This window comes from Novosphingobium sp. (assembly GCF_032093395.1).
Taxonomy (GTDB): Bacteria; Pseudomonadota; Alphaproteobacteria; order Sphingomonadales; family Sphingomonadaceae; genus Novosphingobium.
In genome coordinates, this window is sequence record NZ_DAMDBA010000001.1 from 1 (window position 1) to 24,725 (window position 24,725).

General features: G+C 65.9%; 18 protein-coding genes and 1 pseudogene. 11 read left to right on the top strand and 8 right to left on the bottom strand.

All coding sequences use genetic code 11. The annotated features are described in order from the left end of the window. From RT424_RS00005 to RT424_RS00030, 6 genes and pseudogenes are all read left to right on the top strand, one after another. Positions 1–269, top strand: a pseudogene (locus tag RT424_RS00005) (sulfate ABC transporter substrate-binding protein); the annotation flags it as partial. Between the two features lie 47 nt (positions 270–316). Further along, positions 317–1,159 (top strand): sulfate ABC transporter permease subunit CysT, encoded by an 843-nt coding sequence (gene cysT / locus RT424_RS00010; RefSeq protein WP_313433481.1) that lies wholly within the window; start codon positions 317–319, stop codon positions 1,157–1,159. Further along, positions 1,156–1,995 carry a sulfate ABC transporter permease subunit CysW gene (gene cysW, locus RT424_RS00015; RefSeq protein WP_313433483.1) on the top strand — a complete coding sequence of 280 codons (840 nt, stop codon included), beginning with the start codon at positions 1,156–1,158 and terminating at the stop codon, positions 1,993–1,995. The genes cysT and cysW overlap by 4 nt, the downstream gene beginning before the upstream one ends. Beyond that, positions 1,992–2,972 (top strand): sulfate ABC transporter ATP-binding protein, encoded by a 981-nt coding sequence (locus RT424_RS00020; RefSeq protein WP_313433485.1) that lies wholly within the window; start codon positions 1,992–1,994, stop codon positions 2,970–2,972. Before cysW ends, RT424_RS00020 begins: the two co-directional genes overlap by 4 nt. Then, positions 2,969–3,124 (top strand): YezD family protein, encoded by a 156-nt coding sequence (locus RT424_RS00025; protein WP_313433486.1) that lies wholly within the window; start codon positions 2,969–2,971, stop codon positions 3,122–3,124. The genes RT424_RS00020 and RT424_RS00025 overlap by 4 nt, the downstream gene beginning before the upstream one ends. Positions 3,125–3,472: 348 nt before the next feature. Further along, entirely contained in the window at positions 3,473–6,835 is a 3,363-nt protein-coding gene (locus tag RT424_RS00030) for a glycosyltransferase (RefSeq protein ID WP_313433489.1), read from the top strand. Between the two features lie 439 nt (positions 6,836–7,274). Here the strand turns inward: RT424_RS00030 and RT424_RS00035 are convergent, their stop codons facing one another. The 4 genes from RT424_RS00035 to RT424_RS00050 form a co-directional block, all read right to left on the bottom strand. Further along, positions 7,275–7,946, bottom strand: coding sequence for a hypothetical protein (locus tag RT424_RS00035; protein WP_313433491.1), 672 nt, complete (start codon positions 7,944–7,946; stop codon positions 7,275–7,277). Between the two features lie 167 nt (positions 7,947–8,113). Then, positions 8,114–9,505: a HAMP domain-containing sensor histidine kinase gene (locus RT424_RS00040; protein WP_313433493.1), complete on the bottom strand. Its 1,392-nt coding sequence runs from the start codon at positions 9,503–9,505 to the stop codon at positions 8,114–8,116. Further along, the gene (locus RT424_RS00045) at positions 9,502–10,188 is read right to left on the bottom strand and encodes a response regulator transcription factor (RefSeq protein WP_313433495.1); all 687 of its coding nucleotides are present in this window, start codon (positions 10,186–10,188) and stop codon (positions 9,502–9,504) included. The genes RT424_RS00040 and RT424_RS00045 overlap by 4 nt, the downstream gene beginning before the upstream one ends. Positions 10,189–10,214: 26 nt before the next feature. Continuing rightward, on the bottom strand, positions 10,215–10,661 hold the full coding sequence (locus tag RT424_RS00050; protein WP_313433496.1) for a PDZ domain-containing protein: 447 nt from the start codon (positions 10,659–10,661) through the stop codon (positions 10,215–10,217). A gap of 294 nt (positions 10,662–10,955) precedes the next feature. On the opposite strand from RT424_RS00050, the gene RT424_RS00055 reads away from it, so the two are divergent. From RT424_RS00055 to corA, 4 genes are all read left to right on the top strand, one after another. Further along, the gene (locus tag RT424_RS00055) at positions 10,956–11,702 is read left to right on the top strand and encodes an AcvB/VirJ family lysyl-phosphatidylglycerol hydrolase (RefSeq protein ID WP_313433498.1); all 747 of its coding nucleotides are present in this window, start codon (positions 10,956–10,958) and stop codon (positions 11,700–11,702) included. Then, positions 11,699–12,127 carry a DUF2147 domain-containing protein gene (locus tag RT424_RS00060; RefSeq protein ID WP_313433500.1) on the top strand — a complete coding sequence of 143 codons (429 nt, stop codon included), beginning with the start codon at positions 11,699–11,701 and terminating at the stop codon, positions 12,125–12,127. Before RT424_RS00055 ends, RT424_RS00060 begins: the two co-directional genes overlap by 4 nt. After that, positions 12,109–14,760 (top strand): bifunctional lysylphosphatidylglycerol flippase/synthetase MprF, encoded by a 2,652-nt coding sequence (gene mprF / locus RT424_RS00065; protein ID WP_313433502.1) that lies wholly within the window; start codon positions 12,109–12,111, stop codon positions 14,758–14,760. The genes RT424_RS00060 and mprF overlap by 19 nt, the downstream gene beginning before the upstream one ends. 84 nt (positions 14,761–14,844) lie before the next feature. Beyond that, a complete protein-coding gene (corA, locus tag RT424_RS00070; RefSeq protein WP_313433504.1) occupies positions 14,845–15,825 on the top strand; it encodes a magnesium/cobalt transporter CorA in 981 nt (326 codons plus the stop codon). Between the two features lie 238 nt (positions 15,826–16,063). Here corA and RT424_RS00075 read toward each other — a convergent pair whose 3' ends face one another. The 3 genes from RT424_RS00075 to RT424_RS00085 all read right to left on the bottom strand — a co-directional run bounded on the left by RT424_RS00075 (position 16,064) and on the right by RT424_RS00085 (position 21,160). Next, positions 16,064–17,128, bottom strand: coding sequence for a BON domain-containing protein (locus RT424_RS00075; RefSeq protein ID WP_313433506.1), 1,065 nt, complete (start codon positions 17,126–17,128; stop codon positions 16,064–16,066). 162 nt (positions 17,129–17,290) lie between these two features. After that, positions 17,291–18,631 (bottom strand): carbohydrate porin, encoded by a 1,341-nt coding sequence (locus RT424_RS00080; RefSeq protein ID WP_313433508.1) that lies wholly within the window; start codon positions 18,629–18,631, stop codon positions 17,291–17,293. Between the two features lie 108 nt (positions 18,632–18,739). Then, complete coding sequence (locus RT424_RS00085) at positions 18,740–21,160, bottom strand: glucose/quinate/shikimate family membrane-bound PQQ-dependent dehydrogenase (RefSeq protein WP_313433510.1); 2,421 nt, start codon at positions 21,158–21,160, stop codon at positions 18,740–18,742. A gap of 475 nt (positions 21,161–21,635) precedes the next feature. Between RT424_RS00085 and RT424_RS00090 the strand changes: the two genes are divergently transcribed. Beyond that, positions 21,636–22,952, top strand: coding sequence for a dicarboxylate/amino acid:cation symporter (locus tag RT424_RS00090; RefSeq protein WP_313433511.1), 1,317 nt, complete (start codon positions 21,636–21,638; stop codon positions 22,950–22,952). Positions 22,953–23,114: 162 nt separating this feature from the next. On the opposite strand, the gene RT424_RS00095 is transcribed toward RT424_RS00090, so the two are convergent. Further along, the gene (locus tag RT424_RS00095) at positions 23,115–24,620 is read right to left on the bottom strand and encodes an MFS transporter (RefSeq protein WP_313433512.1); all 1,506 of its coding nucleotides are present in this window, start codon (positions 24,618–24,620) and stop codon (positions 23,115–23,117) included. Positions 24,621–24,725: the final 105 nt, after the last annotated feature.

Sequence of the window (24,725 nt, forward strand, 5' to 3'; positions counted from 1 at the left end):
TCGCGGTGGTGGCTGCGAACGCCAAGAAGCACGGTACCGAGGACGTCTCCAAGGCCTATCTCGAATATCTCTACACGCCCGAGGCCCAGGTCGCGATCGCGCGCAATTTCTACCGTCCCAGCGATCCCAAGATTGCCGAGCAGTTCGCCAACCAGTTCCCGAAATTGAACCTCACCACCATCGACGAGGACTTCGGTGGCTGGACCCGGGCACAGAAGACATACTTCGACGACGGCGGCGTATTCGACCGCATCTACGCCAAGAAATAACCCCGCGCTTCGCGCCAAGATCGAGCAGGCCACTGCAGATGCCATCCATGACGACGCGCAAGGCCGGTTGGCGTGCGCCCTCCGTTCTGCCGGGCTTCGGGCTGACCTTCGGGTTCAGCCTGGCCTGGCTCTCCCTGATCGTGCTGATCCCCCTCTCCATGCTGTTCATCAAGTCGGCCGGCATGGGCTGGCAGGCTTTCGTCGAAGTCGGCTTTTCCGAACGCGCGCTCACTGCCTATCGGCTGAGCTTCGGCACCGCCATCGCCGCGGCCTTCGTGAATGCCGTCTTCGGCCTGCTCGTCGCCTGGGTGCTGGTGCGCTACGCGTTCCCCGGCAAGCGCGTGATATCCGCCCTGGTCGACCTGCCTTTTGCCCTGCCCACGGCGGTTGCCGGCATCGCGCTGACCGCGCTCTATGCGCCCAGCGGCTGGATAGGCCGGTACCTTGATCCGCTGGGCATCAAGGTGGCCTTCACCCCCATCGGCATTACCGTGGCACTGGTCTTCATCGGGTTGCCCTTCGTGGTGCGCTCGGTGGAGCCGGTGCTGGCCGACCTTGGCAAGGACGTTGAGGAAGCCGCCGCCACGCTCGGCGCTAGCCGCGCGCAGACTTTCGCGCGGGTGATCTTCCCCGCGATCCTGCCGGCGCTGTTCACCGGCTTCGCGCTGGCCTTCGCACGCGGCGTGGGCGAGTATGGATCGGTGATCTTCATCTCCGGCAACATGCCGGGCCGAACCGAGATCGCGCCGCTGCTGATCGTCACCCAGCTCGAACAATACAACTATGACGGCGCAACCGCGATCGCCATGGTCATGATGCTGGTGTCCTTCGCCGTGCTCTTCACGCTGAACGCGATCCAGTCCATCCGTCGCAGGAGGCTGGGCGCATGAAGCGACACAACCCCGGCACCGAAAGCCGCACCGCGCAAGTCCTGCTGATCGGGCTGGCGCTCGCATTCCTGGCGTTCTTCCTGATGCTGCCGCTGATCGCCGTGTTCAGCGAGGCGTTGAAGCAGGGCTTCGGCCTGTTCCTGAGCGCCGTGACCAATCCGGACGCCTTCTCGGCCATCCGCCTCACCCTGATCATCGCGGCGATTAGCGTGCCGTTGAACATGGTCTTCGGCCTTGCCGCCAGTTGGGCCATCACCAAGTTCAGCTTCCCCGGCAAGAACCTGCTGCTGACGCTGATCGACCTGCCGTTCTCCGTTTCGCCGGTAGTCTCCGGCCTGATCTTCGTGCTGCTGTTCGGCGCGCAGGGGATGCTGGGACCGTGGCTTTCGGCACACGGCGTGAAGATCATCTTCGCGGTGCCGGGCATCATCCTGGCAACGGTGTTCATCACTTTCCCCTTCGTCGCGCGCGAGCTGATCCCGCTGATGATGGAGCAAGGCAAAGACGATGAGGAAGCGGCGGTCTCTCTAGGCGCCAGCGGCTGGCAGACGTTCTGGCACGTCACCCTGCCGAACATCCGCTGGGGCCTGCTTTACGGCGTATTGCTCTGCAATGCCCGCGCCATGGGCGAATTCGGCGCCGTCTCGGTCGTGTCGGGCCACATCCGGGGCGAAACCAACACCATGCCGCTGCATGTCGAGATCCTCTACAACGAATACGATTTCGTCGGCGCCTTCGCGGTGGCCTCGCTGCTCGCCGCCCTGGCGCTCGTCACGCTCGTCCTCAAGACCGTGCTCGAATGGCGCTTCGACCTTCACTCGGGAGCAAAACATTGATCCGCGTAGAAAACATCACCAAGCGCTTCGGCAACTACCCGGCGCTTCACGGCATCGACCTGGAAATCCAGCCGGGTGAGTTCATCGCCCTGCTCGGCCCGTCCGGCTCCGGCAAGACGACGCTGCTGCGCATCATCGCCGGCCTGGAATTCCAGGACGAAGGGCACGTCTACTTCAACGGCGACGACGTTTCGGACATTCCTGTCGGCAAGCGCAACGTGGGCTTCGTGTTCCAGCAATATGCGCTGTTCCGCCACATGACCGTAGCCGACAACATTGCCTTCGGCCTCACCGTGCGCAAGGCAAGGCTCCGCCCCTCGAAAGCCGAGATCAAGGCCCGCGCGCAGGAACTGCTTCGCGTGGTCCAGCTCGAAGGGCTGGGTGACCGCTATCCCGGCCAGCTCTCCGGCGGCCAGCGCCAGCGCGTGGCGCTGGCTCGCGCGCTGGCGATCGAGCCCGGCCTGCTCCTGCTGGACGAGCCGTTCGGCGCGCTCGACGCCAAGGTCCGCAAGGACTTGCGCCGCTGGCTTCGCGACCTGCACAAGCAGATGGGGCTGACTTCGATCTTCGTCACACACGACCAGGAAGAGGCGCTGGAACTGGCCGACCGCGTGGTGGTGATGGACCATGGCCGCATCGACCAGATCGGCACCCCGGAACAAGTCTACATGGAGCCGGCCACCGCCTTCGTGTCTCACTTCGTGGGCGAAACCAACCGCCTGCCGGACGGCCGCCACATCCGCCCGCACGACTTCGAGATCGCGACGGAAGCGCCGGGATCGAGCCAGGATCGCCTGATCGTGGACAACGTGTTCCGCAAGGGTGGTTCCTGGCGAGTGGAAGGACGGCTTCCGGATGGGGAGACGATCGTGGAAATCGACGTCGATGCTCACGAGGCTCCGCCCGCCGTCGGCGAAACCGTCATTATCGCCGCAAGGCGAGCCCGCACCTTCTCCACCGCCGGAGACCAAGGATGACCAACGATACTCCGCCCGCCGTCCGCAACCTCGAGGAAAGCCTCGCCAAGGTTCGCGAAGCGCTTCAAGAACTGCGCTACGGCCAGATCTCGCTGACCGTGCATGACGGCCGCGTGGTGCAGATCGACGTCACCGAGAAGAAGCGCTTCTGAGCGGCCGCGATACGTCGTCCCGGACTTGATCCGGGACCGCTGGCCGTGACCAGCCCACCTTGAGGCAGGGCGCTTTTTCGCGAGCTATCGCCTAAAGTACCGCCAGCGGTCCCGGATCAAGTCCGGGACGACGACATTCTCCGCCCGCCCCCAACATGAATCTTTTGTAACCTTGCCTCCACGCCGGCTCCATGCCGCCAGGGCTAGAACGGACCTGCGGCTCGGGAGCCGAATGTGACATTCGCACCCTCGTCATTGCCTCCGGTTTCCGGGCCGTACCTTCCGAATGACCAATGAGTCTCCGGGCGGCGTTCCCCCACGCCGCCCGGAAACTTCGTGAGGCTCGCCGTGGCAGCTCCCGTTTTCTTCGATCCCACCGGAAACCGGCGCGTCCGGGTCCGCCGCCTGTCGTTCCTGGCACTGCTGCTGGCGATCGCCGCCTGCGCCGTCTTCGCGACCACCGTCGCCAGCGTGCCCGCGCCGCCGCCGTTGCCGATCGCCTATGAACATGCCTCGCCGCTGCCGTTCCGGGCGCAGATCGGCCATCTGACGCGGCGCGCACGGAAATTGCTTTTCGGCAAACCGGTAGTACCTGCTCCCGCGCCCGGTGTCCGGCCGATCACCGTCGGCTTCTACACGCCTTGGAGCGACGACAGCGCGACGTCGCTGGAGCGCCATATCGACCGGCTGGACTGGGTCGCCCCCGCAACCCTGTCCGTGGACCGGACCGGCGCGCTCAAGATCGAGGACGATGCCCGGCTCGACCACCTGCTGGCCACGGCCCTGCACCGCCCGCTCGTGGTGCCGGTGCTGCAAAACACCGTCGAGGGCGACTGGCAGGGCGATGCCACCGCCGCGCAACTCGCCGATCCCATCCGCCGCCGCGCGCTGGAAGGGCAGGTCGCCGCCTATCTCGACAGGACCGGTTATGCCGGCGTCATGGTCGATTTCGAGACCATGCCCCGCGCCAGCCTGCCGAACCTGCGCCTGTTCCTGAGCGAGCTTGGAACGCAGCTCTCGCCGAAACACCGCATCGTTTCGGTCACCATGCCGATCGACAACCCCGACTGGTCCACCCGCGCTTTTGCCGCAGTGGCCGACCGGCTGGTGCTGATGGCCTACGACGAGCACTGGCAGGGCGGCACGCCCGGCCCGATCGCTTCGAACCCTTGGTTCGCCCAGAAGCTCACCCATGCCCTGACGGACCTGCCTCGCGGCAAGGCGATCGTCGCGCTGGGCGAGTATGCTTACAACTGGCACGACGGCAAGGCCGACAGCAGAACCGTCGAGGAGGCCTGGCTCGACGCGCACGACAGCGGCGCCGCCCCGCAGTACGACCGGCCCAGCGGCAATTCCGGCTACTCCTACGAAGAGCAGGGCCACCGCCACGACGTCTGGATGCTGGACGCGGCGGCAAGCTGGAACCAGATGCGGATCCTGTCACGCCTCGGCGTGGGCGACATCGCCCTCTGGCGCCTCGGCTCGGAAGACCCCGGCTTCTGGAGCACGCTCAAGGCGTGGCGAACCCAAGCCCGACCCAACCTGACCCATCTGGTGCAAGCCTCCAACGTCGATGTGGAAGGCCAGGGCGAGATCCTCGACGTAACCGCCACCCCGCAGGACGGCAGCCGGGCGATCGCCTTCGACCCGACCACCGGCATGATCGCCTCCGAGCAGTATGACCGCCTGCCCACGCCCTATGTCGTGCACCGCACCGGCGCCCTGGCGAAGAAGCTGGCACTGACTTTCGACGACGGCCCCGACCCGACCTGGACCCCGCGCATCCTCTCGATCCTCGAACAATACCATGTGCCGGGCACTTTCTTCATGGTCGGCGAAAATGCGCTTACCAACCGCGATCTCGTCAAGCGCATCGCCGATGACGGCGACGAGATCGGCAACCACAGCTACACCCATCCGAACATGGCGGAGGAAGCCGCCACCGGCATCGGACTGGAACTCAACGCCACCCAGCGCCTGATCGAGGCCACCACCGGGCACTCGATCCGCCTGTTCCGCGCGCCCTACTTCGGAGACGCCGAGCCGACCACCGCAGACGAACTCGTCCCCGCCGCGATTGCCCGGCAACACGGCTACACCGTCGTCGGGCTCCATGTGGATCCGGACGACTGGAAGCGCCCCGGCGTCCAGCACATCATCGACAGCACGATTGCGCAGGTGGAATCGGCCACCGCCGACCGGTCCGAAAACGTCATCCTGCTGCACGACGGCGGCGGCGACCGTTCGCAGACCGTGGCCGCGCTGCCCGTCATCATCGAGCGGCTGAAGCAGGACGGCTATACTTTCGTGCCGGTCTCCACGCTCGCCGGTCTGTCGCACGACGCGGTCATGCCCAGAGTGGAAGGCGTGGACCTGGCCGCCGTGCGCGCCGACGTCGCCCTGTTCGCGGTGCTGGCCGCGATCCTGGTCGCGCTCAACTGGACCTTCTTCTTCGCGATCGCGATGGGCGTGCTGCGCTCGATCGGCCTGGCCTCGCTCGCGAGCCTGCTGCGCCGGCCACAGCCGATGGCCGCGCCGCAGGACACGGTCGATCCGCTCGTCACCGTCATCATTCCCGCCTACAACGAGGCACGCGTAATTGAGGCTTCGGTGCGGCGCGTGCTCGAAAGCGACTACCGACATCTCCAGATCATCGTCGCCGACGACGGATCGCAGGATCGGACCAGCGCCATCGTTGCCGAAGCTTTCGCGGACGATGCCCATGTCGAACTGCTCACCCTCGTAAACGGCGGCAAGGCCGCGGCGCTCAACCGCGCGCTGCAAGATGCGCGCGGCAGCGTGATCGTGGCGCTCGATGCCGACACCCAGTTCGAGGCCGAGACCATCTCGCGGCTGGTGCGCTGGTTCGCCGATCCGCGCATCGGGGCGGTGGCGGGCAATGCCAAAGTGGGCAACCGCGTGAACCTCGTAACCCGCTGGCAGGGCGTGGAATACGTCACCGCGCAGAACCTGGAGCGCCGCGCCCTTACCCGGCTGGACGCGATCATGGTCGTGCCCGGTGCGGTCGGCGCCTGGCGACGCGAGGCGCTCGACGATGTCGGCGGCTATCCCGAGGACACCCTGGCGGAAGACCAGGATCTCACCATCGCCATCCAGCGCAAGGGCTGGAAGATCGCCTACGACGAGGACGCGGTCGCCTGGACCGAAGCGCCCGAGAGCTTCCGCGCCCTGTCCCGGCAGCGCTTCCGCTGGTCGTTCGGCACGCTCCAGTGCCTGTGGAAGCACTGCGGTATACTGGCAAAAGGGCGTCCCTCCGGCCTTGCCTTCATCGGCATGCCCCAGGCCTGGCTGTTCCAGATCGTTTTCGCAGTCATCTCACCCGCCATCGACCTGGCCCTGCTGATTTCCATCGCGGGCACGGCCCTGCGCGTCTCGCAACACGGCTGGGCGCAGACCCAGACCGACGTGCTGCGCATGGGCGCCTATTGGCTGACCTTCACGCTGGTGGACCTGGCCTGCGGCTGGATCGCCTATCGCCTCGACACCCGCCGCGAGCGTTTCCGCCCACTGCTCCTGCTCGCCCAGCGCTTCGTCTATCGCCAGCTTATGTACGGCGTAGTGATCCGCGCCGTCAGCGCCGCCTTTGCCGGAAAGGGCATCGGCTGGGGCAAACTGGAACGCACGGGCCGCGTCAATACTGCCCCGGTTCAGCGCGCAACGGCAGAGCAACCGGAACTGGAAACAGCATAGTGACGGGCGCCGCCGCCTGCCTTATCCAGGCTGGCGGCACCATTCCAGCGGCTGGGATTGCGGGTTACCTGCCTTTGTGATTCCGCTTTCGATAATCAGCTACAGTCCATGCGATCAGCGCAAGCGGCGTTCCGGCTATGACGATAGCCATTGCTGATGATCCTATATTCAGCCCGCCGAACCCAAAGGCAAGAAAGGCGACTGCCACGCAAATTGCTGCTGCTGGGATTAGAACAAACAGACGTAGTGCCGTGTTCACACAATGCATCCTCCTCGGTTAGCCCAGCAGCACTGGTCCGTTTCCGTGCGGTCGTATCACAAGCTGCTCGCTCTGACGAATATCCGCAATACGATCGGTTTCTGGCCCACTGGCTCAGGATTGAAATCTGGCAATCTTGTCATTCCGGTTTCAGTGCGGCCATTTACGCCCGTGGAACTCCTATTTCCCAGAGAGGAGCCGAAGAAACGAGCGTACCCTCGATGGTTTCACAATGTGCTTTATGCGCAGCCCAAAATCATCGGACGTGTCGCGCACCACACCGACAGTTCGATGATAACGAAACGGGCTTTCGTTTTCCATCGCAGCCCGCATTGCTTGCTCAGCGAATTTCCGCGCTTCAACAACTTGACCTTGTTCATGGGCTATCAGAGCGCAGCAACCGTTCCAGAGGTATCTGGTGCTGGGGAACTGATGGTCCATCGGCGAGAATCGCTTTGCCAGGACGTCAAGAGCATAGTCATACTCGCTCGAAAGGCGGGCTGATGCCATGAGCTTCGGGAAGTCGATGCGTGCCGTCGAGATGTGGAGCGGATGAGCTTCTTCCCAATCTAGAGCTTGTTTGTACACGCCAACGGCCTCGGCCTTTCGGCCTAGTGTGAGATTGGCCTCCGCCCGTGCGCAAAGCGCGTTGGGAACATCGAACTCGTCCCCTGTATCGAAATACTCCTCTATCAACTGAAGGGCGGTGTCAGGGAACGCTTCTGTCAGATAGCTGGCCTGTATCCGCAGATATTGTGGCCTGGAAGTCCGAGAGCGAGACAGCTTAGCCCGAAATGCTGCCTCCGTCACGTCATCCCAACTGGTATTTCGATACCAATCATCGCGCTTCATAGTGTGTGCTTACTGTGTCGGAAAAGATTGTCCAAGTTCGGAGTATGCACGCTACAGGTTCCACTGAATGACCGGATTTAGGGAGGCCCTGCTGTGAAACGGATGGCACAATTAGGGCGAAACCAGACCAGCGGCTTCTCGCCCGAACAAAGCCCAGCCGATCGGCATCAACCCCGTTGGAGCGACATCCTCACCTCAAGCCCGCCGCCCGGCGCGTCGGCCAGTTCGATCCGGCCGCCGTGGAGTTTCGCCACCGCTTCCGCCAGTGCCAGACCCAGCCCGGATCCCGCCACCGCCCGTGTGGGGTCGAGTCGGCCGAAGCGTTGCAGTGCCGCTTCCCGCTTGGCCTTGGGAATGCCTGGACCGTTGTCGCGCACGCCCAGCACCACGTGGTCGTCCTGAGTTTCCGCGCGCAGCACGATCGTGCTGCCACCGGTCGCGTACTTTACGGCATTGTCGACGAGGTTGCCCAAAGCCTGCCCCATCAGCTCGCGATGAAGCGGCAGCGACAGGCCCTCCGGTGCTTGGGCGGTCAAGGCGAAGCCTTCCTGCTCGGCGTAAGGCTCGTAGAGCGCGGCAAGGTCTTCGAGGAACGGCGCCAACGCGGTTTCCTCGAACCGGTCGCGCCCGATCCCGGCCTCCGCGCGGCCGATCTGAAGCGCGGTGGTGAGGATGCGGGTGAGCGTATCGGCCTCGGTCAGCGCGCGCTGCAAGGCAGCCTCGCCCACCGGATCGGAGGCTTCCCGCGCCGCCTGCTCCAGTGCCGATCGCAGCCGCGTGACCGGTGAGCGCAAGTCGTGCGCCAGCCCTTCGGCCACCACCCGGAGTTCGCCCACCAGCGTCTCGATCCGCGCGAGCATGGCATTGATCTCGCCCGCGAGTTCATCGAAGGCGTCGCCGGAACCGTCGAGCGGCACCCGCGCGTCAAGAACGCCGCTGCCCACACGGTGCGCGGTCTGCGCCATGTCATGGACGCGCTGGCCGACCAGGCGTGACGTCAGGACCGCCACCAGCATCGTCAGCGGCAGCGCCAGCAGCAAGGCCGCGAGCAGTGCCTGTTCGAAACTGCGCTGGAGCTTGAGGTCGCGGCCGATCTCGATCCCGGCAAGCAGGGTTGATCCATCGGCAAGACGCGTTTGCGACAGGGCCATGGTCTGTGGCCGGGGGCTGTCGCTGCGGTAGAGCACCGTCTCGAACAGGCTTCCACCCGCCGCGTCCGGCGGGGGCAGCGCCGAGAGGTTTCCCGCCAGTACCCGCCCCTCGCGGTCGGCCAGCAGCAGCACCGGCGCCCGGCGCCCCTCGCTCCGCAGTCGCCGCTCGATATTCGCCCGCAGTGCGACGCTCCCTCCGTCCTGCCAGGTGTCCAGCAGGTCGTCGCGCAGCTCCTCCACCAGCGCGCGCTGTTCGTCCCGCACGCTCTGCTGGCCGGCGATCCATACGAAAGTCAGCACCCCGCCCGTGGCGACAAGCTGGAACAGCACCACCGGCACGAACAGCCGGAACGTCGTCGACCGCAGGAAACGCGAAAGCCGCGCCCCGGCTCGGGTTCCACTCGTCAAGCGGTGAGTCCCAGCCGATAGCCTGCCCCGCGCACCGTATGCAGCAGGGGGGCGGCGCCCTCCTCGTCGAGCTTGCGGCGCAGGCGGCTGACATGGACGTCGATGACGTTGGTGCCGGGATCGAAGTGGTAGTCCCACACGGCTTCCAGCAGCATAGTGCGCGTCACCACTTCATCGACATGGCGCAGGAAGTATTCGAGCAGTCGGAACTCGCGCGGCTGGAGGTCGATGGTGCGGCCGCCCCGCCGCACCTTGCGGGCGAGCAGGTCCATGTCCAGATCGCCGCAGGAAAGCCGCGTCTCCACCGCGGCCTGCCCGCCGCCGCGCTTCACCAGCAGGCGCACGCGGGCGAGCAGTTCCGCGAAAGCGAAAGGCTTTGTCAGGTAATCGTCGGCGCCGGAAGTAAGCCCGGCCACGCGATCCTCGGTCGATGCCAGCGCGGACAGCACGAGCACCGGCGTTTCGATACCGCCCGCCCGCAGCGCGCCCAGCACCGACATGCCGTCCATCTGCGGGATCATGCGGTCCAGCACGATGGCATCGTAACTGCCGTCGCTGGCCAGGAACAGCGCATCGCGCCCCGTGGCGGCACGATCGACCACGAAGCCTTCCTCGACCATGCCCTTGGCGATGTAGCTGGCCGTGGCCTCGTCGTCCTCGACCACCAGCAACTTGTGACCCATCGTTCAGCCCGGCCTTTCACATCGCTTCACGGCCTTGTCAGGCCCGGCCCACGGGCGAGGTCGATCGTCCGGACCGCACCTCGGTGCACCACCGTCAGGTGAATAGGGCCTTGTCCGCGCCCAGACAACTCTTCCGCAAGCGCACGAAGGCTTGGGGGCTCGGTACCGTCCACGCTCCTGATCAGGTCGCCCACCGCCAGCCCCGCCTTCTCCGCGGAACCGCGAGATCGCACGCTGGTGACGACCAGCCCGGACAGCCGCCCAGCCCCCGGCTCTGCTGTGAAATCAAGCACTTGCCGCCAGTCCTCGCCAGGCGGGTTTCCGTGCGGGGACGGCCGGGCCGGGCCGATCAGGCCGAAGTGACGCTGCGCCCAGATGTCGCCCCAGGTGAGCGCCCCGGTCATCGCCAGCAGCGCGCCCAGCATCGGGAGCAGGCCCGGAAGCCTACGCTTGCGATCATCCGCTTCAGTCATGCTCAAGCCTGATCTCTCCGCAGGAGGACGACGGAGCGCGCGGCAACGTTGGCGGCAGGGGAAAAACGGACATGAGGCGGCAAGATCCAAGGCCACAGCACGAAGCTGCGGCAAGCTGCACCCTTGCCGGCACTATCGCATCGGAGCGCCGCCAAGTCACATTAAAGAAAGTCCATCTTGGGTCCATCCGGAGGCAAGGTGGCGGGGCCCAGCATCGGCAACATGACAGGAGCAGTATCCCGCAGCCGCCGCCCCGGCCGGTCGCCACGCCGGTCGGTAAGGGGGCCGACAAGGTTGTTCGCCATCATCATCATTGCGGCGGCAGCGCTGATCGCAGCGTGGCTGGGCTGGCTGGGGGCCTGGAATGCCTCCCCCTTCGAGGATTTTCCCGCACATGGCGCCATGCTCCGGACAGGAGCGGGCGGCCGCTACGCCGCCGTCCTGCTCTCCGGCGACATGGGCCTTCGCGCCGGGCTCGGCGGCGGGATCGCACACCGTCTCGCCGATAACGGCATTGCCACGGTGGGCGTGAACGCGCTCAACTACTTCAAGGTGCGCCGCACGCCGGAAGAGGTTTCGGCCATGCTGGCGCAGGCCCTGCGACGCGCCATGGCGCTGGGCCATGCCGACCGCGTCGTCCTGCTCGGCCAGTCCTTCGGCTCGGACATGCTCCATGTCGGCCTGGAGCGCCTGCCCGCCGACCTTCGCCGCCGGGTTGCGCTGGTCGTGCTGACCGTCCCCACCCGCACGGTGTTCCTGCGTGTCTCGCCGCTCGAATGGCTCGACGAAACTCCGCCCGATGCCCCTGCGATCGCCAGCGCCCGCAAGCTGGATTGGGTCCCGGTGGTCTGCATTCGCGGCCACGACGAGCCGGACAGCCTCTGCCCGCTCCTCCATCTGCCGCGCCTCACCCGCATCGTCCTGCCCGGCGACCACTACCTGAACAAGGACGCCGACCGGCTGTTCGCCGCGATCCGGGGTGCCATCACCCATCAAGCCATCGCCCGTCACGCCATCCCTCGACCAGAGCCTCTGACATGACCCGTTCCCCCGCGCGCCTTGCAATGCTGCCGCTGCTGATCGGCGCACTTGCCGCCGCCGCTCCGGCCCAATCCGCCAATCCATTTCCCGCCAGTCCCTTCGGTCGCTGGCTCAATCCAAGGGGGCAAGTGGAAGTCTCGATCGCCCCCTGCGGCGCGATGCTCTGCGGCACAGTGACCTGGGTCGGCGGGCAGGCCGTGGCCGACGCCGCGGACGCCGGCGTCGAGCATCTCGTGGGCACCCAGTTGCTGCGCCAATATCACCGCGAGGGCAGCGGCGTCTGGCAAGGCCAGGTCTACGTGCCGGACATGGGCGAGAGCTTTTTCTCCCGCATCCGCCAGCCCGATCCGGGCCATCTTAAGATCAGCGGCTGCATTCTCCACGGACTGATCTGCAAATCGCAGACATGGACGCGCCGCTCATGAACCCGGCAACCACCGCGCGCATCGCCCGCCTCAAGCCGCTGGCCCGCAGGCTGGCAGTCCCGGCGAAGCTGGCCCTCGCGGCACTTGTGCTGGCGCTCGCAGCGCTTTGCGTGCACCGGCTGGCGATGTCCGTGAACCTGGAGGCCCTGGTCCGCACGGCCGGCGAGATCCCATGCTGGCGTCTCGCCGTCGCCCTGGGGCTGACCATGGCCAGCTACCTGCTGCTGACGATCTACGACGTCATGGCCCTGCGCGCCATCGAACGGCCGCAACCCTACAGGACCGCCGCGCTCGCCTCGTTCACCAGCTATACCTTCAGCCACAATCTGGGCTTCGGCATCCTGACCGGGGGCGCCGCGCGCTTGCGGATCTATGGCGCCAAGGGGCTGACTGCGGGCGACGTGGCGCGTGTCACCGGCTTTGCCGGCGTGACGTTCTGGAGCGGCGTCCTCGTTTCCGCCGCGCTCGCCCTGCTGGTTCACCGCCACCCGCTGGCCGTGGCGGATCACGTCTTTTCCATCGGCGCCCAGCATGCCGCAGGCGCTTTGCTGCTGGCCGTGCTGGGCGCGGTGGCCCTCGTCGCAGCGCGTGGGCTTGGGCGCGGGCTTGGGCGCGGGCGTGTGCACGGGCGTGGCCCCGGCCCCAAAGCGATTGCCGGCATGACGCTGGTGGCGCTGGCGGACATCGCCGCCGCCTGCGGCACGCTCTACGTCCTGCTCCCCCACGCGCCGATCGCGCTCTACCCGCCGCTGCTGCTGGCTTATGTGCTGGCCATCGTGGTCGCGCTGATTAGCCACGTTCCCGGCGGACTCGGCGTGTTCGAAGCGACCGTCATCGCCCTGTGCCCCCAGATTCCGGCCGGAGAACTGGTGGCCGCCCTGCTCGTCTACCGCATCGTCTACTATCTCCTGCCGCTGACCCTGGCGACGATCCTGTTCCTGCGCCATGAACATGCCCGCTGGCGCCGACCGGCCGCACTGGCCCTGAAAGCGGGCGAGACCATGATGATCAGTCTCGCTCCACGCGCGATCGCCCTGCTGGTGTTCCTGGGCGGGGGCATCCTGCTGCTGTCCGGTGCCACGCCCGCCCTGCCGGAGCGCATGGCGGACATTCGCGGGCTGGTACCGCTGCCTTTCGTCGAAGCCTCGCAGATCGCCGCAAGCCTGGTCGGCACGTTGCTGCTGCTGCTCGCCCCCGCGCTCTACCGCCGCCTCGACGCTGCCTTCCTGCTGACCCGCGCGCTGCTGCTGGCGGGTGCCGCCTTCTCGCTGGCCAAGGGGCTCGACTGGGAGGAAGCGCTGACCCTGCTGGCCGTCGCCGCCATGCTGCAGGCGGCGCGCAAAGGCTTCTGGCGGCGCACGGCGCTTACCGGCGACGCGATGAGCGCCAACTGGATCTTGGCCATGGTCGCCACCGTCGCGCTCGTCATCGTGATCGGCTACTTCGCCCAGAGGTTCCCGGCCTACGGCGGCAGTCTGTGGTGGAAGTTCGCCTGGTCGGGAGACGCCTCGCGCTATCTCCGCACGAGTTTCGCCGTGGCGGTGCTGATGGGAGCCGCCATCCTGCTGGCGTTCCTGCGTCCCTGCCGCCGCGTAGCCCTGCCCGACGAGCAGGCGCCGGACGTGGAGGCCGCACTTCGCTGCGCCACGCGCTCGGAAGCGATGCTGGCGCTGACCGGCGACAAGCTGTTCCTTGCCGGTCCCGACAATCGCTCGATGCTGATGTACCAGGTCCGAGGTCATTCCTGGATCGTCATGGGCGATCCGGTGGGCGACCCCGCCGACTGGCCCGAACTGCTCTGGCGGCTCCGCGAACGGGCGGACGCCAACCAGGGGCGCGTCCTCCTCTATCAGGTGACCCCCGAAGTCTTGCCCATCGCCATCGACATGGGCCTGAGACTGATGAAATACGGCGAGGAAGCGCGGGTAGACCTGTCGCGCTTCGGCCTGGAAGGCCCGGCGGCCCGGCCCCTGCGCCACGCCATGCGCCGGGCCGAACGCGAAGGCGCCGAATTCGCCATCGTCGCCGCCCCCCGCGTGCCTTCCCTGCTTGCGGAACTGCGCTCCGTCTCCGACGAATGGCTGCACGCCAAGGGACAGCGCGAAAAGGCCTTCAGCGTCGGTCGTTTCGAAGACGGCTACATCGCCCGGTGCGATATGGCCGTGGTCCGCTGCCAGGGGCGGATCGTCGCTTTCGCCAATCTCTGGAAGACCGCGGGACGCGAGGAGCTTTCGGTGGACCTGATGCGCCACCGCGCCGAGGTGCCCTACGGCTGCATGGACTTCCTCTTCACGCGGCTCATGCTCTGGGGGGCGCAGGAAGGCTATGCGTGGTTCAACCTCGGCCTTGCACCGCTTTCCGGCATCGAGGCGCGACGCCTCGCCCCGACCTGGGCACGCGCGGCGGGGATGCTGTTTCGCCACGGGGAATCGTTCTACGGCTTCGAGGGCCTGCGCAACTACAAGGAGAAGTTCGCGCCGTGCTGGGAGCCACGCTACATCGCCTGCAACGGCGGCATGGCGACCGGCCGGGCCTTGCTCGATCTTCAGTCGCTGATTTCCGATGCGGGGGCCAGGGGCGGCGGCGGCAAAGGCCGGAGATGGACGGACGGGAGCACGGCGAAAATCGCCTGATAAGCCGACGCGCATCTGTCCACACGGATCGCCCGGCGCTATCGTCTTTCAAAGCCGACCAGAAATCCGGAAAGCCACGCCTCGATGACCGTCATTGCCGCCCGCCTCTATCGCCAGGGCAAGCCAGCCGAGCCGGTATCGCTCGAAAGCTGTCCCCCGATCCCGGACCATGCCCGGGGCGAGGGCGAGGACTTCGTGTGGATCGGCCTGCACGAACCGACCGAGGCGGAACTGCACTCCGTGCAGACGACCTACGGCCTCCACCCACTGGCCGTGGAAGACGCGCAGAAGGCCCACCAGTTGCCCAAGGTGGACATCTACGGCGACCAGCTCTTCGTGGTCGCCCGCACCGCGCATCTGGAAGGGGACGAGATCGTCTACGGCGAAACGTCGGTGTTCGTCGGCAAGCACCACGTCATTTCGGTGCGCCATGGTTCGGCGCGCGCGCACACCGAACTGCGTGCGCAGCTCGAAGCCGCGCCGACGCTGCTGTCCAACGGCGTGGACTATGTGCTCCACGCCATCCTGGACTTCATCGTCGACGGTTATCTGCCGATCGTGGAAACCATCGAGGAGAACGTCCTGGAAATCGAGAAGCGCGCGCTGGACGCGTTCCTCGATCGAGATGACGTGATGCGCCTGTTCGCGCTGCGCCGCGAACTGATCCGCTTCCAGCGCGTACTGGCTCCCATGGCCGAAGTGTGCAGCAAGCTCGTGCACCTGGACATGCCGTTCCTGGACGCCGCGGTGCGGCCTTACTTCAAGGACGTATACGACCATGTGCGCCGCGTGGATTCGATGGTCGCCAGCTTGCGCGAAGTCCTCACCACGGTGTTCGAAGTCAGCCACCTGCTGGAATCGCAGCGGCAAGGCACGATCACGCGGCAACTCGCCGCCTGGGCCGCGATCCTGGCAGTGCCCACCGCTATCGCCGGCATCTACGGCATGAACTTCCAGTTCATGCCCGAACTGCAATGGCGCTTCGGCTATTTCGCGGTGCTGGGGGTGATCGCGGTTCTTTGCGGCACGCTCTATGTCTGGTTCCGGCATACACGGTGGCTTTAACCGCCGAGGGCACTCGGTTCACTCAAGATCTGTGTCCCCCTCCACACCGTCATCCTGAACTCGTTTCAGGATCCATTTCTCGCCACTAGCCGCCGCTGATGGTCAAAAATGGATCCTGAAACGAGTTCAGGATGACGATCGGATAAACGCAAACGTCGATTGCGGGCCCCCCTCTGCAAGGAAAAGCCGCGGGCTCCCGATGGGCGCCCGCGGCTATTCTGATTACGATCGTGCTCGCTTACGAGGTACTGCCCGTCGTGGAGCTACCCGTAGTTGAGCCGAGGGTGCTGGACGATCCCGTCGTGGAAGCCGTACCGGTCCGCGTCGTGCTGGAAAGCGAGGCCCCCTGGCCGGTGTCGGTCCAGTTCGTACCGCCGGTCACGCGCAAGTTGTTCTGGACGTGCTTCACGCCCGAGACATCCTCTGCGACATCCTCTGCGCGGCGCTTGGCGTTGCGGCTGCCGACACTGCCTTCCAGCGTCACTTCGCCGTCCTTGGCTACGACGCGGATATTTGTGGCGTCCACGCGCCAGTCCTGCGTCAGGCGATCGTTCACGTCCTCGCGGATGCGTTCGTCCGAACGGGTATAGTCCGAAGGACCGCGACCGCGATGGTCCTGCTCGCGGCGACGGGCCGCATCCTCGTCGCCGAACCAGCTGGCGATCTCGTCACCGGCTCGCTCGAAGAAGCCGCGATCCTCGCCATATTCGCGCCAATCACCGTAATCGCGCGGATTGCGCGCGGTGCGATCGCGATCTTCACTCGCTCTCGATCCGTAATAGCCGCGGCCGAACGTGTCGAACGTGGGGCGATAGCTGAAGCTCGGGCTCAGCCCACCGCCACCGCCGCCACGAGGCGCGTAGAAATCGCGGCCGCCGTAATCCTCGCTGGTGAAGCTGGAGAAATCGTTGCCGCCGCTCGCGTCGTATTCGCGGCTTGGATAGGCGCCGCGATCACCCGAAAAGCGGTAGGACTGTTCCCGATCGCGGTTCTGGTAGTCATCACCGTAGCGCTGCTCGCGATAACCGCGTTCGCGTCCGTAGCGGCCTCCTTCTCGATAGCCCGCTTCTTCGCGAGATCTGCCCCGATAGCGACCTTCGAAATCGCCGGACGATTTTTCAGGGCGGCTGCGGCCGCTATCGGAATACCGTGTCGACTGATCGTCATCGTTGCTCCAGCCGCCGGTCTGGCGGGGCGACTCGCTCTGCCACTGGTTGGCCTGGCGCGGCGAATCCCAGTCTGAATTCTCGCTGCGATAATCACCCGACTGCTGGCCGCCGAAGTTGGAATCACGCCGATTCATCGATGCTCTCCTTGATATCGTTCTGCTCATGCCGAGACCGGCCCCGGCCGGTACGCGGGGGCTCACTCTGCATCGGCTAATAAGGGAACGTCGCATGTCGGCCGGTTGATCCACTGCCGAACGCGCAAGGAGGGGTTTTCATCGCAGGTGGAGGTTATCGACCTAGAACTGCATCCTGACCTGAAGCCCCAACGCCAGGGCATTGGGCGTCGAGCGGAAGCGGAAAGCACCTGGATCGACGATGTATTGAATGTCCGGCCGGAGCACCAGCCAGCGATTGGCCTGGAAGCCGTAGCTCAGTTCGATCGCCGTCTCGCCCGCGGGAAGCGAGGTGTACGAGCCGGAAACCGGGGCAGTGTCGACATTCACGCGCCGCAAACGCGGATCGACGACGGCATGGGTGAAGCCCAGCCCTATGGTATCTGCGTCGCGACCCTTGAACGTGCCGGTCTTGACCAGGCCGCCCGCGTACCAGCGCGTGATCTGGGCGGAAATCTGGGGATTAGCCGTGAACTGCCCGAAGACCGACAGGCCCCGGCCGCCCGGTCCTTCGCGCAGGACCATCTGGTCCGCCAGGATATAGAAGCCGTAGCGTCCCTTAACGGTGCCGCCGCCGCCCTGCCGCTCCACGCGCGAAGTGTCGTAGTAAACACCGACCTTGTAATGGCCCGGAAGGGCCTTGCTGCCCTTGGCGATGCCGGGATCGTACTCCACCTCGAACGGAAGGACCACGCCGGTGGTGCCGCCCGCGAACGGATTCCAGGCGTTGTCCTCGTCATTCAGGCGCGGGTTCACCTGATAGACGCCTGTGCGCAACGTCACGTCCGGGCGCAGCTTGTAGCGCACCGCCGCGCCCCAGCGGGCATTGGGATAGTTGTACCAGCCGCTGTCTCCCGACATCGAGAGCGGGTGGGCGCAGAAGGCGGCGTTCACGAAGTTGCAGCCGATCGGCATGCCGCCAAGATCGTTACCCATCGCGAAGTAGCCCAATCGCAAATTGAGCCTGCCGCCCATGAGGTTCTGCTCCACACTGGCCTCGGTGAGCCGCGCATAGTAGCCGCCCGCCGCTTCCTGGATCGGCAGGCGGTTGCCCACGAAGTCGGACGACAGACCCACGCCGCGCCGGTCGTTGACGGTCAGATGGACGATGCCGCCCTTCCACCCGGCCAGACGCTCCATGTCGAAGTCCGCCCCAAGGCGCACCTGCTGCACGTAAGTGGTTCCGCGCCGCTCCCCGCCGTCCACCGCCGAGAACGTCTCCGACACGTAGTCGCCCCGAAAGGTCACGCCCGCCTGCTTGAGATCGCTGCGCAGGCCGCCCCAGTCGCCCGTCAGCGTCTCCCGTTCGGCCGGGGGGCTGGCCACGGAAGGCTGGGCCGCGGCTGGAGCGGCAGTTGGTTGGACGGCTTCTTCGGCACGCGCGGAACCGGGCGCAAAAGGGGCGGCGATCAGCATGCCGAAGCCGGTCATGGGGGCGATCAATCCGGCGATGGGTCGATTCATGATACGGTACCGTCGGGCCAAGGCCCCCTCCTTCCCGCCGTCGTCTCGACGCGGGCTGTTCTATCCGGGATGTAAAGGGGGGCGGTTGCGCACCGCCCCCCAAGGCCGTTACGGCAGCTTGTAAGCGATCACATAGTCGCCGCGATCGGGCGACTGGCGCGCGCCGCCGGCGGTGATCACCACATATTGCTTGCCGGTCTTCGGCGACTTGTAGCTCATCGGGCCGCCTTGGCTGCCTACCGGCAGGCGGGCCTTCCAGACTTCCTTGCCGTTCGCGGAGTTGAACGCGCGCAAGTAGTAGTCCTGGGTGCCGGCGATGAAGACCAGCCCGCCCTGCGTCGCCAGCGTACCGCCCAGCGTCGGCAGGCCGATCGGGATCGGCAGACCCATCTTCATGCCCATCGGGCCGGTATCGCGCACGGTGCCGACCGGAACCTGCCACTTGATCTGGCGCGTCTTCATGTCGATCGCGGTAAGGGTGCCGAACGGCGGTGCCTGGCAGGGAACGCCCAGCGCGGAGAGGAAGCGGTCCTTCACCACCGAATAGGGCGTGCCTTTCAGCGGCACGCTGCCCATGCCGGTGTTCACCGCCTCGCCGCCGCTGGAGGCCAGCGCCTTCTGCTCATGGGTTTGGGCAACCATCTGCACCCAGAGGCCCAGGCGCATGTCGTTGGCGAAGATCGTGCCGCTGGTGGGGTCGATCGATAGCCCGCCCCAGTTCATGCCGCCCAGCGATCCTGGAAAGCTCAGCGACTTGTCGGTGCCGGGCGCAGTATAGAGGCCTTCGTAACGCATGCCCTTGAAGGCGATCCGGCACAGGAGCTGGTCGAACGGCGTGGCGCCCCACATGTCGGCCTCGGTCAGCGGACCGACGCCGATCTGCGGCATGCCCACCGATTTCGGCTGCGTCGGTGCGTAGGGCTCGTTCGCGATGTTGGCGGGTTTGACCTTGACGTTCGCCACTTCCGTCAGCGGACGGCCGGTCGCACGATCGAGCACGTAGAGCTGGCCGGCCTTGGTCCCGAACACGAGCGCGGGAACGGTCCTGCCGTCCTTCGCCGCGAAATCCAGGAACGTCGGCTGCATCGGCACATCGAAGTCCCAGAGGTCGTTGTGGACGGTCTGGAAGTGCCACTTCTCCCTGCCGGTCGTGGCATCGAGTGCGAGCATCGAAGCGCCGTACTTGTGATCGAGCGGAGTCCGGGGGACGCCGTAGAGATCCACCGAGGAACTGCCCACCGGCATGAACACCGTATTGGATGCCGGATCGTAGGACATCGCCGCCCAGACGTTGGGCGTGGAGCGGGTATAGGTGCGGCCCTCGGGCGGCATTCCGGTGACTGCGGGATTGCCGGGATCGAAGGCCCAGCGCAGCTTACCGGTGACCACGTCGTAGCCCCGCATCACGCCGCCGGGCATGTCCACCTGCACGTTGTCCGCCACGCGGCCACCGACGACCACGGTGGTTCCCGCCAGGGTGGGCGCGGAGGTGAGCTGGTACTGCGGGTCCGGCGCATCGCCGAGGCCCGCCTTGAGGTCCACCCGGCCGTCATTGCCGAAGTCCGGGCAGAACTTGCCGGTCTGGGCGTCGAGCGCGATCAGTTCGGCATTGATGGTGTTCATCAAGATGCGGCGCTGGCACGGCGCGCCTTCCGGCACGGTGACGGCCGTGACGGGCGACGCGCCGGCCATGTTCGGCTGCTGGAGCGGCGTGCTGGCGTCGAAGTAGGCGAGGCCGCGGCAACGGTTCCAGACCGAGGCACGGGCATCGATCCGCGCTTTCCACTTCTCGCGGCCGGTATCGGCGTCCAGCGCGATGACATTGTTATGCGGGGTGCAGATATAGACGGTGTCGCCCACCTGGAGCGGCGTGTTCTGGTCTTCGGCGCCGTTGCCGTCGCTCACCGCCACGTCACCGGTGCGATAGGTCCAGGCCACCTGGAGATTCTTCACGTTGTCGCGCGTGATCTGGTCGAGGGCCACGAAGCGACTGCCGCCGCTGGTATTGCCGTAGGCCTCCCAGTTCTTCTGTTCATGAGCGGGATCGACGGGCATCAGCCCGCCTTCCTCGCCAGAGAAGGCAACGGTGGCATGGGGCACGAACATGCCCGCGAAACCGGCGGCCGAAGCCGCACCCACGACTGCGGCGACCACCAGGGCGGGCTTCCACGCAGGCAGGCGTCCGGCCGACCGAAGCAGGAGGGGATAGGACAGCGCCACCACGGTCGCGCCGACGCCCATCGCCAGAAGGCGGGAAATCAGCGGCCAGAACGAAAGCCCCCCTTCCCACAAGGCCCAGGGGATCGTCAGCAGGAACGTCGCCCCGAACAACAAGGCGCCGATCGGGCGGCGGCGAACGATCAGGACACCCGACACTATCAGCGCCAGTCCTGCGAGGATGAAGTAGAAGCTTCCCCCGAGGCTGATGAGCTTGACGCCGCCGATCGTGAAAAACAGCCCGGCGGCGAGGATGACCGCTCCCAACAGGAACAGCCATGCCCTGATCAGCAGACTCGCGTCTTTGTTCATGCCCCGCATGCGGCACCTCCTTGCTTGCATTGTCCCGCGGTCGGCAGAGACCGCGTATCTGTCATGACCATGCAGCGCCGAAGCGATGGGAAACCACCAGGACGCGCCTAACCGCCGCCATCTCTAGCGAGAAGCAGGAATAGGGCGCGATCAATGCTTTACCGATAAGGAGGCTGCACGGATTACAAGCCTCGCGCATTGACACTCTAACCCCGCCCCGGCCAATTTGAATTACGCAAGGGCAATCGTTTATTGCTTTGTTATTTCTATACTATTCCAAACCATAAAGTTATGGAAGCCCATCATCGTGTTATATGCGCGCCACCTCCGGTAGCGGAAAGCGCTCATTGTCAACCGTTTGAGTTGACAATGAGCGCTTGTCGTGCAAGCGACCGTGCCACTCCCGCACCCCTTGCAGGAAAGTCTGCAAACGCCGAAATGGCGGGACATCCGGTCCGGTAACGAAAGTAAGCGAATGTCGAATTCTCCGCACGCCAAGCGATCGTGGCTTCCCGGTTTCGGAACGCAGGTCATGCTCGGCATGGTGTTCGGCCTTATCGCGGGCTTGGCCGTGCGGCAGCTCGGGCCCGAAAGCGCGCTCGGCGGCGGTGCGACCGAAACGTTCCACACCATCGCGCAGATCTTCGTCCAGCTGCTTCGTACATTGGTGCCGCCGCTGGTATTCACCGCTATCATCGCCTCGGTGGCCGCCCTGCGCGGGCTGGACAATGCCGTGAAACTGGTGGGACAGACTCTGCTGTGGTTCGCGATCACCGCGCTCATCGCCGTGCTCATCGGCATCGCGCTGGGCTTGACCATCCAGCCCGGCCTCCACGCCAGCGTCGATGCCGGCGCGGCGCAGGCGCCCAAGGCGGTCGGCGGCTGGCTGGACTTCCTCAAGGGCCTGGTCCCCGCCAACTATCTGGGCATCACGGCTTCGACCACGCTGGAGGCGGACGGCCCGGCAACCTCGGTGTCGTTCAACGTCCTCCAGATCATCATTGCCGCCGTTGCGGTAGGCGCGGCAGCGGTGCGCATCGGCGACAAGGCAGAGGCTTTCCTCAGCTTCATGACCTCGGCCAACCTGGTGCTGCGCCAGCTCCTGCGCTGGCTGATCGCGCTGACCCCGCTGGGCTCGGCGGCGCTGATCGCCAATGCCGTGGTGAGCTACGGCTGGGATGCGCTGTCGGCGCTCGGCGCTTTCGCGGGCGCAGTCTATATCGGCCTCGCCATCGTGCTGCTGGCGGTCTACCCGATCCTGCTGCTCCTCCACGGGATCAACCCGCTGCGGTTCTTCTCGGTCGCCTGGCCGGCGATCCAGATCGGCTTCCTCTCCCGCTCGTCGGTCGGCACCATGCCGGTGACCGAGGAAGTGACGGAGCGCCTCGGCGTGCCGCGCTCCTATGCGGCATTCGCGGTGCCATTGGGCTCCACCACCAAGATGGACGGTTGCGCCGCGATCTACCCTGCGATCTCGGCGATCTTCGTCGCCCAGTTCTATGGGGTGCCGCTTCAGCTTTCCGATTACGCGCTGATCGTCTTCGTCTCGGTGATCGGCTCGGCCGCCACGGCGGGGCTTACCGGGGCGGTGGTGATGCTGACACTCACGCTATCCACGCTGCGCCTGCCGCTGGAAGGCGCCGGCCTGCTGCTGGCGATCGACCCGATCCTCGACATGGGCCGCACCGCCGTGAACGTCGCGGGGCAGGCCCTGGTGCCGACGATCGTCTCCGAACGCCTGGGCATGCGCGGGCCGATGCAGACGGGACCCGCCGCCGTCCCGGCCGAGTAGACCAGCCAAGGGAACGACCGGGGGGAACCGCCGCCTTTCCAGAGGATTGTCTATCCCACCAATGGAAAGGACAAAACCATGCGTTCGGGTCTACTCTGGCTGATCGGCGTTCCCATCCCCATCATCCTGCTGCTGGCTTACTGTAGCGGCCACTTCTGATCTTCAGACGTCGCGGCCCAGTCGCAGGGACGCCAGCGCCGCCACCAGCAGCGTGGCGGCGGCGAAGCCCATCGTCCAGATCGGCTCGCCGGGGAAGAAGGCCTTCATGATCGAGCCCATGACGGTCGCCACCAGCAGTTGCGGCAGCACGACGAAGACGTTGAACAGCCCCATGAACACGCCGAGCTTCGATTGCGGCAGGTTGCTGGCGAGGATGGCGTAAGGCATCGCCAGGATCGAGGCCCAGGCGACGCCTATCCCGATCTCGCAGACGATCAGCAAATCGGGATCGCGCAGGACCAGAAACCCGGCAAAGCCCAGCGCACCCAGCACGAGACAGGCCGCGTGGGTCCGAGCCTTCCCCAGTCGCGCGGCAAAGCGGGGCAGCAGCAGTAGCGCGGCGATGGCGGCGACGCCGTTGTAGACGGAGAACAGCACGCCCACCCAGTTGCCCGCAGCCTGATAGGCGGCGCTGGCGGGGTCGGCCGATCCGAAGTGATACTGGGCGACCACCGGCGTGGTGTTGATCCACATGATGAACAGCGCCGACCAGCTGAAGAACTGGACGAAGGCCAGGCGCTTCATGATCGGCGGCATGCCCGAGAAGTCTCCGACGATGCCCGCGAGCATCGAAGTGCCCTTTCCGGCACGCGCCAGCCCGACCGCGCCGAGCACGGCCAATCCGTATCCGGCAAGCAGGGCCGCGAGCAGGTAGACTTCCTTCTCCAGATCCCAGACGCGCACCACGAACGCCACCAAAGCGCCCGCCGCGATCCACGGCAGGGCGGACCACTTGCTGCGGGCGGCGAGGCTTTCGGCACTTGCGGCAGCCTCATGCGCATCGGCTTCGTGGAACGCCGCCTGCTGCTCCGGAGAGTATTCGCGCGTCGTCAACACGGTCCAGAGCACGGCCAGCAGCAGGATGACCCCGCCCGCCCGGAAGCTGAAGCGCACCGTGTCGGGAATGCCTCCCGGCCCGGCGATATTGCTGACGCCAAGATGATCCAGCACGTAAGGGAACAGCGAGCCCACCACCGCCCCCACGCCGATGAACGCGGTCTGCACCGCATAGCCGGCGGTATGTTGGTCTTTCCGCAGCATGTCTCCCACGAAAGCGCGGAACGGCTCCATCGAGATGTTCAGACTGGCGTCCAGCATCCACAGCAACATGGCCGCCATCAGCAAGCCGCCGCTCTCCGGCATTGCCAGCAAGGCTATCGTCGCCAGGAGCGCGCCAGCAAGGAAATAGGGACGCCTGCGGCCGAGCCGGCCCAGCCAGGTGCGGTCGGACAGATGGCCGACGATCGGCTGCACCAGCAGTCCCGTCAACGGCGCCGCGATCCACAGCGCGGGAAGATCGTCGATCGAGGAACCTAGCGACTGGAATACCCGGCTCATGTTGGCGTTCTGCAACGCGAAGCCGATCTGGATGCCGAAGAAGCCGAAGCTGATGTTCCAAAGCCCGGCCCAGCCCTGTTTCGGCTTTTCCAGCATCGCGGCTCCCCTCATCCCATCCCTCTTTCCTGTCGGCCCCGTTGACGGAACTACTGGTACCGCCGATCGTCCGGCGCTTGAATGCGCGCCAAGGCACTCGCACGGCATCCAGCCATCGGC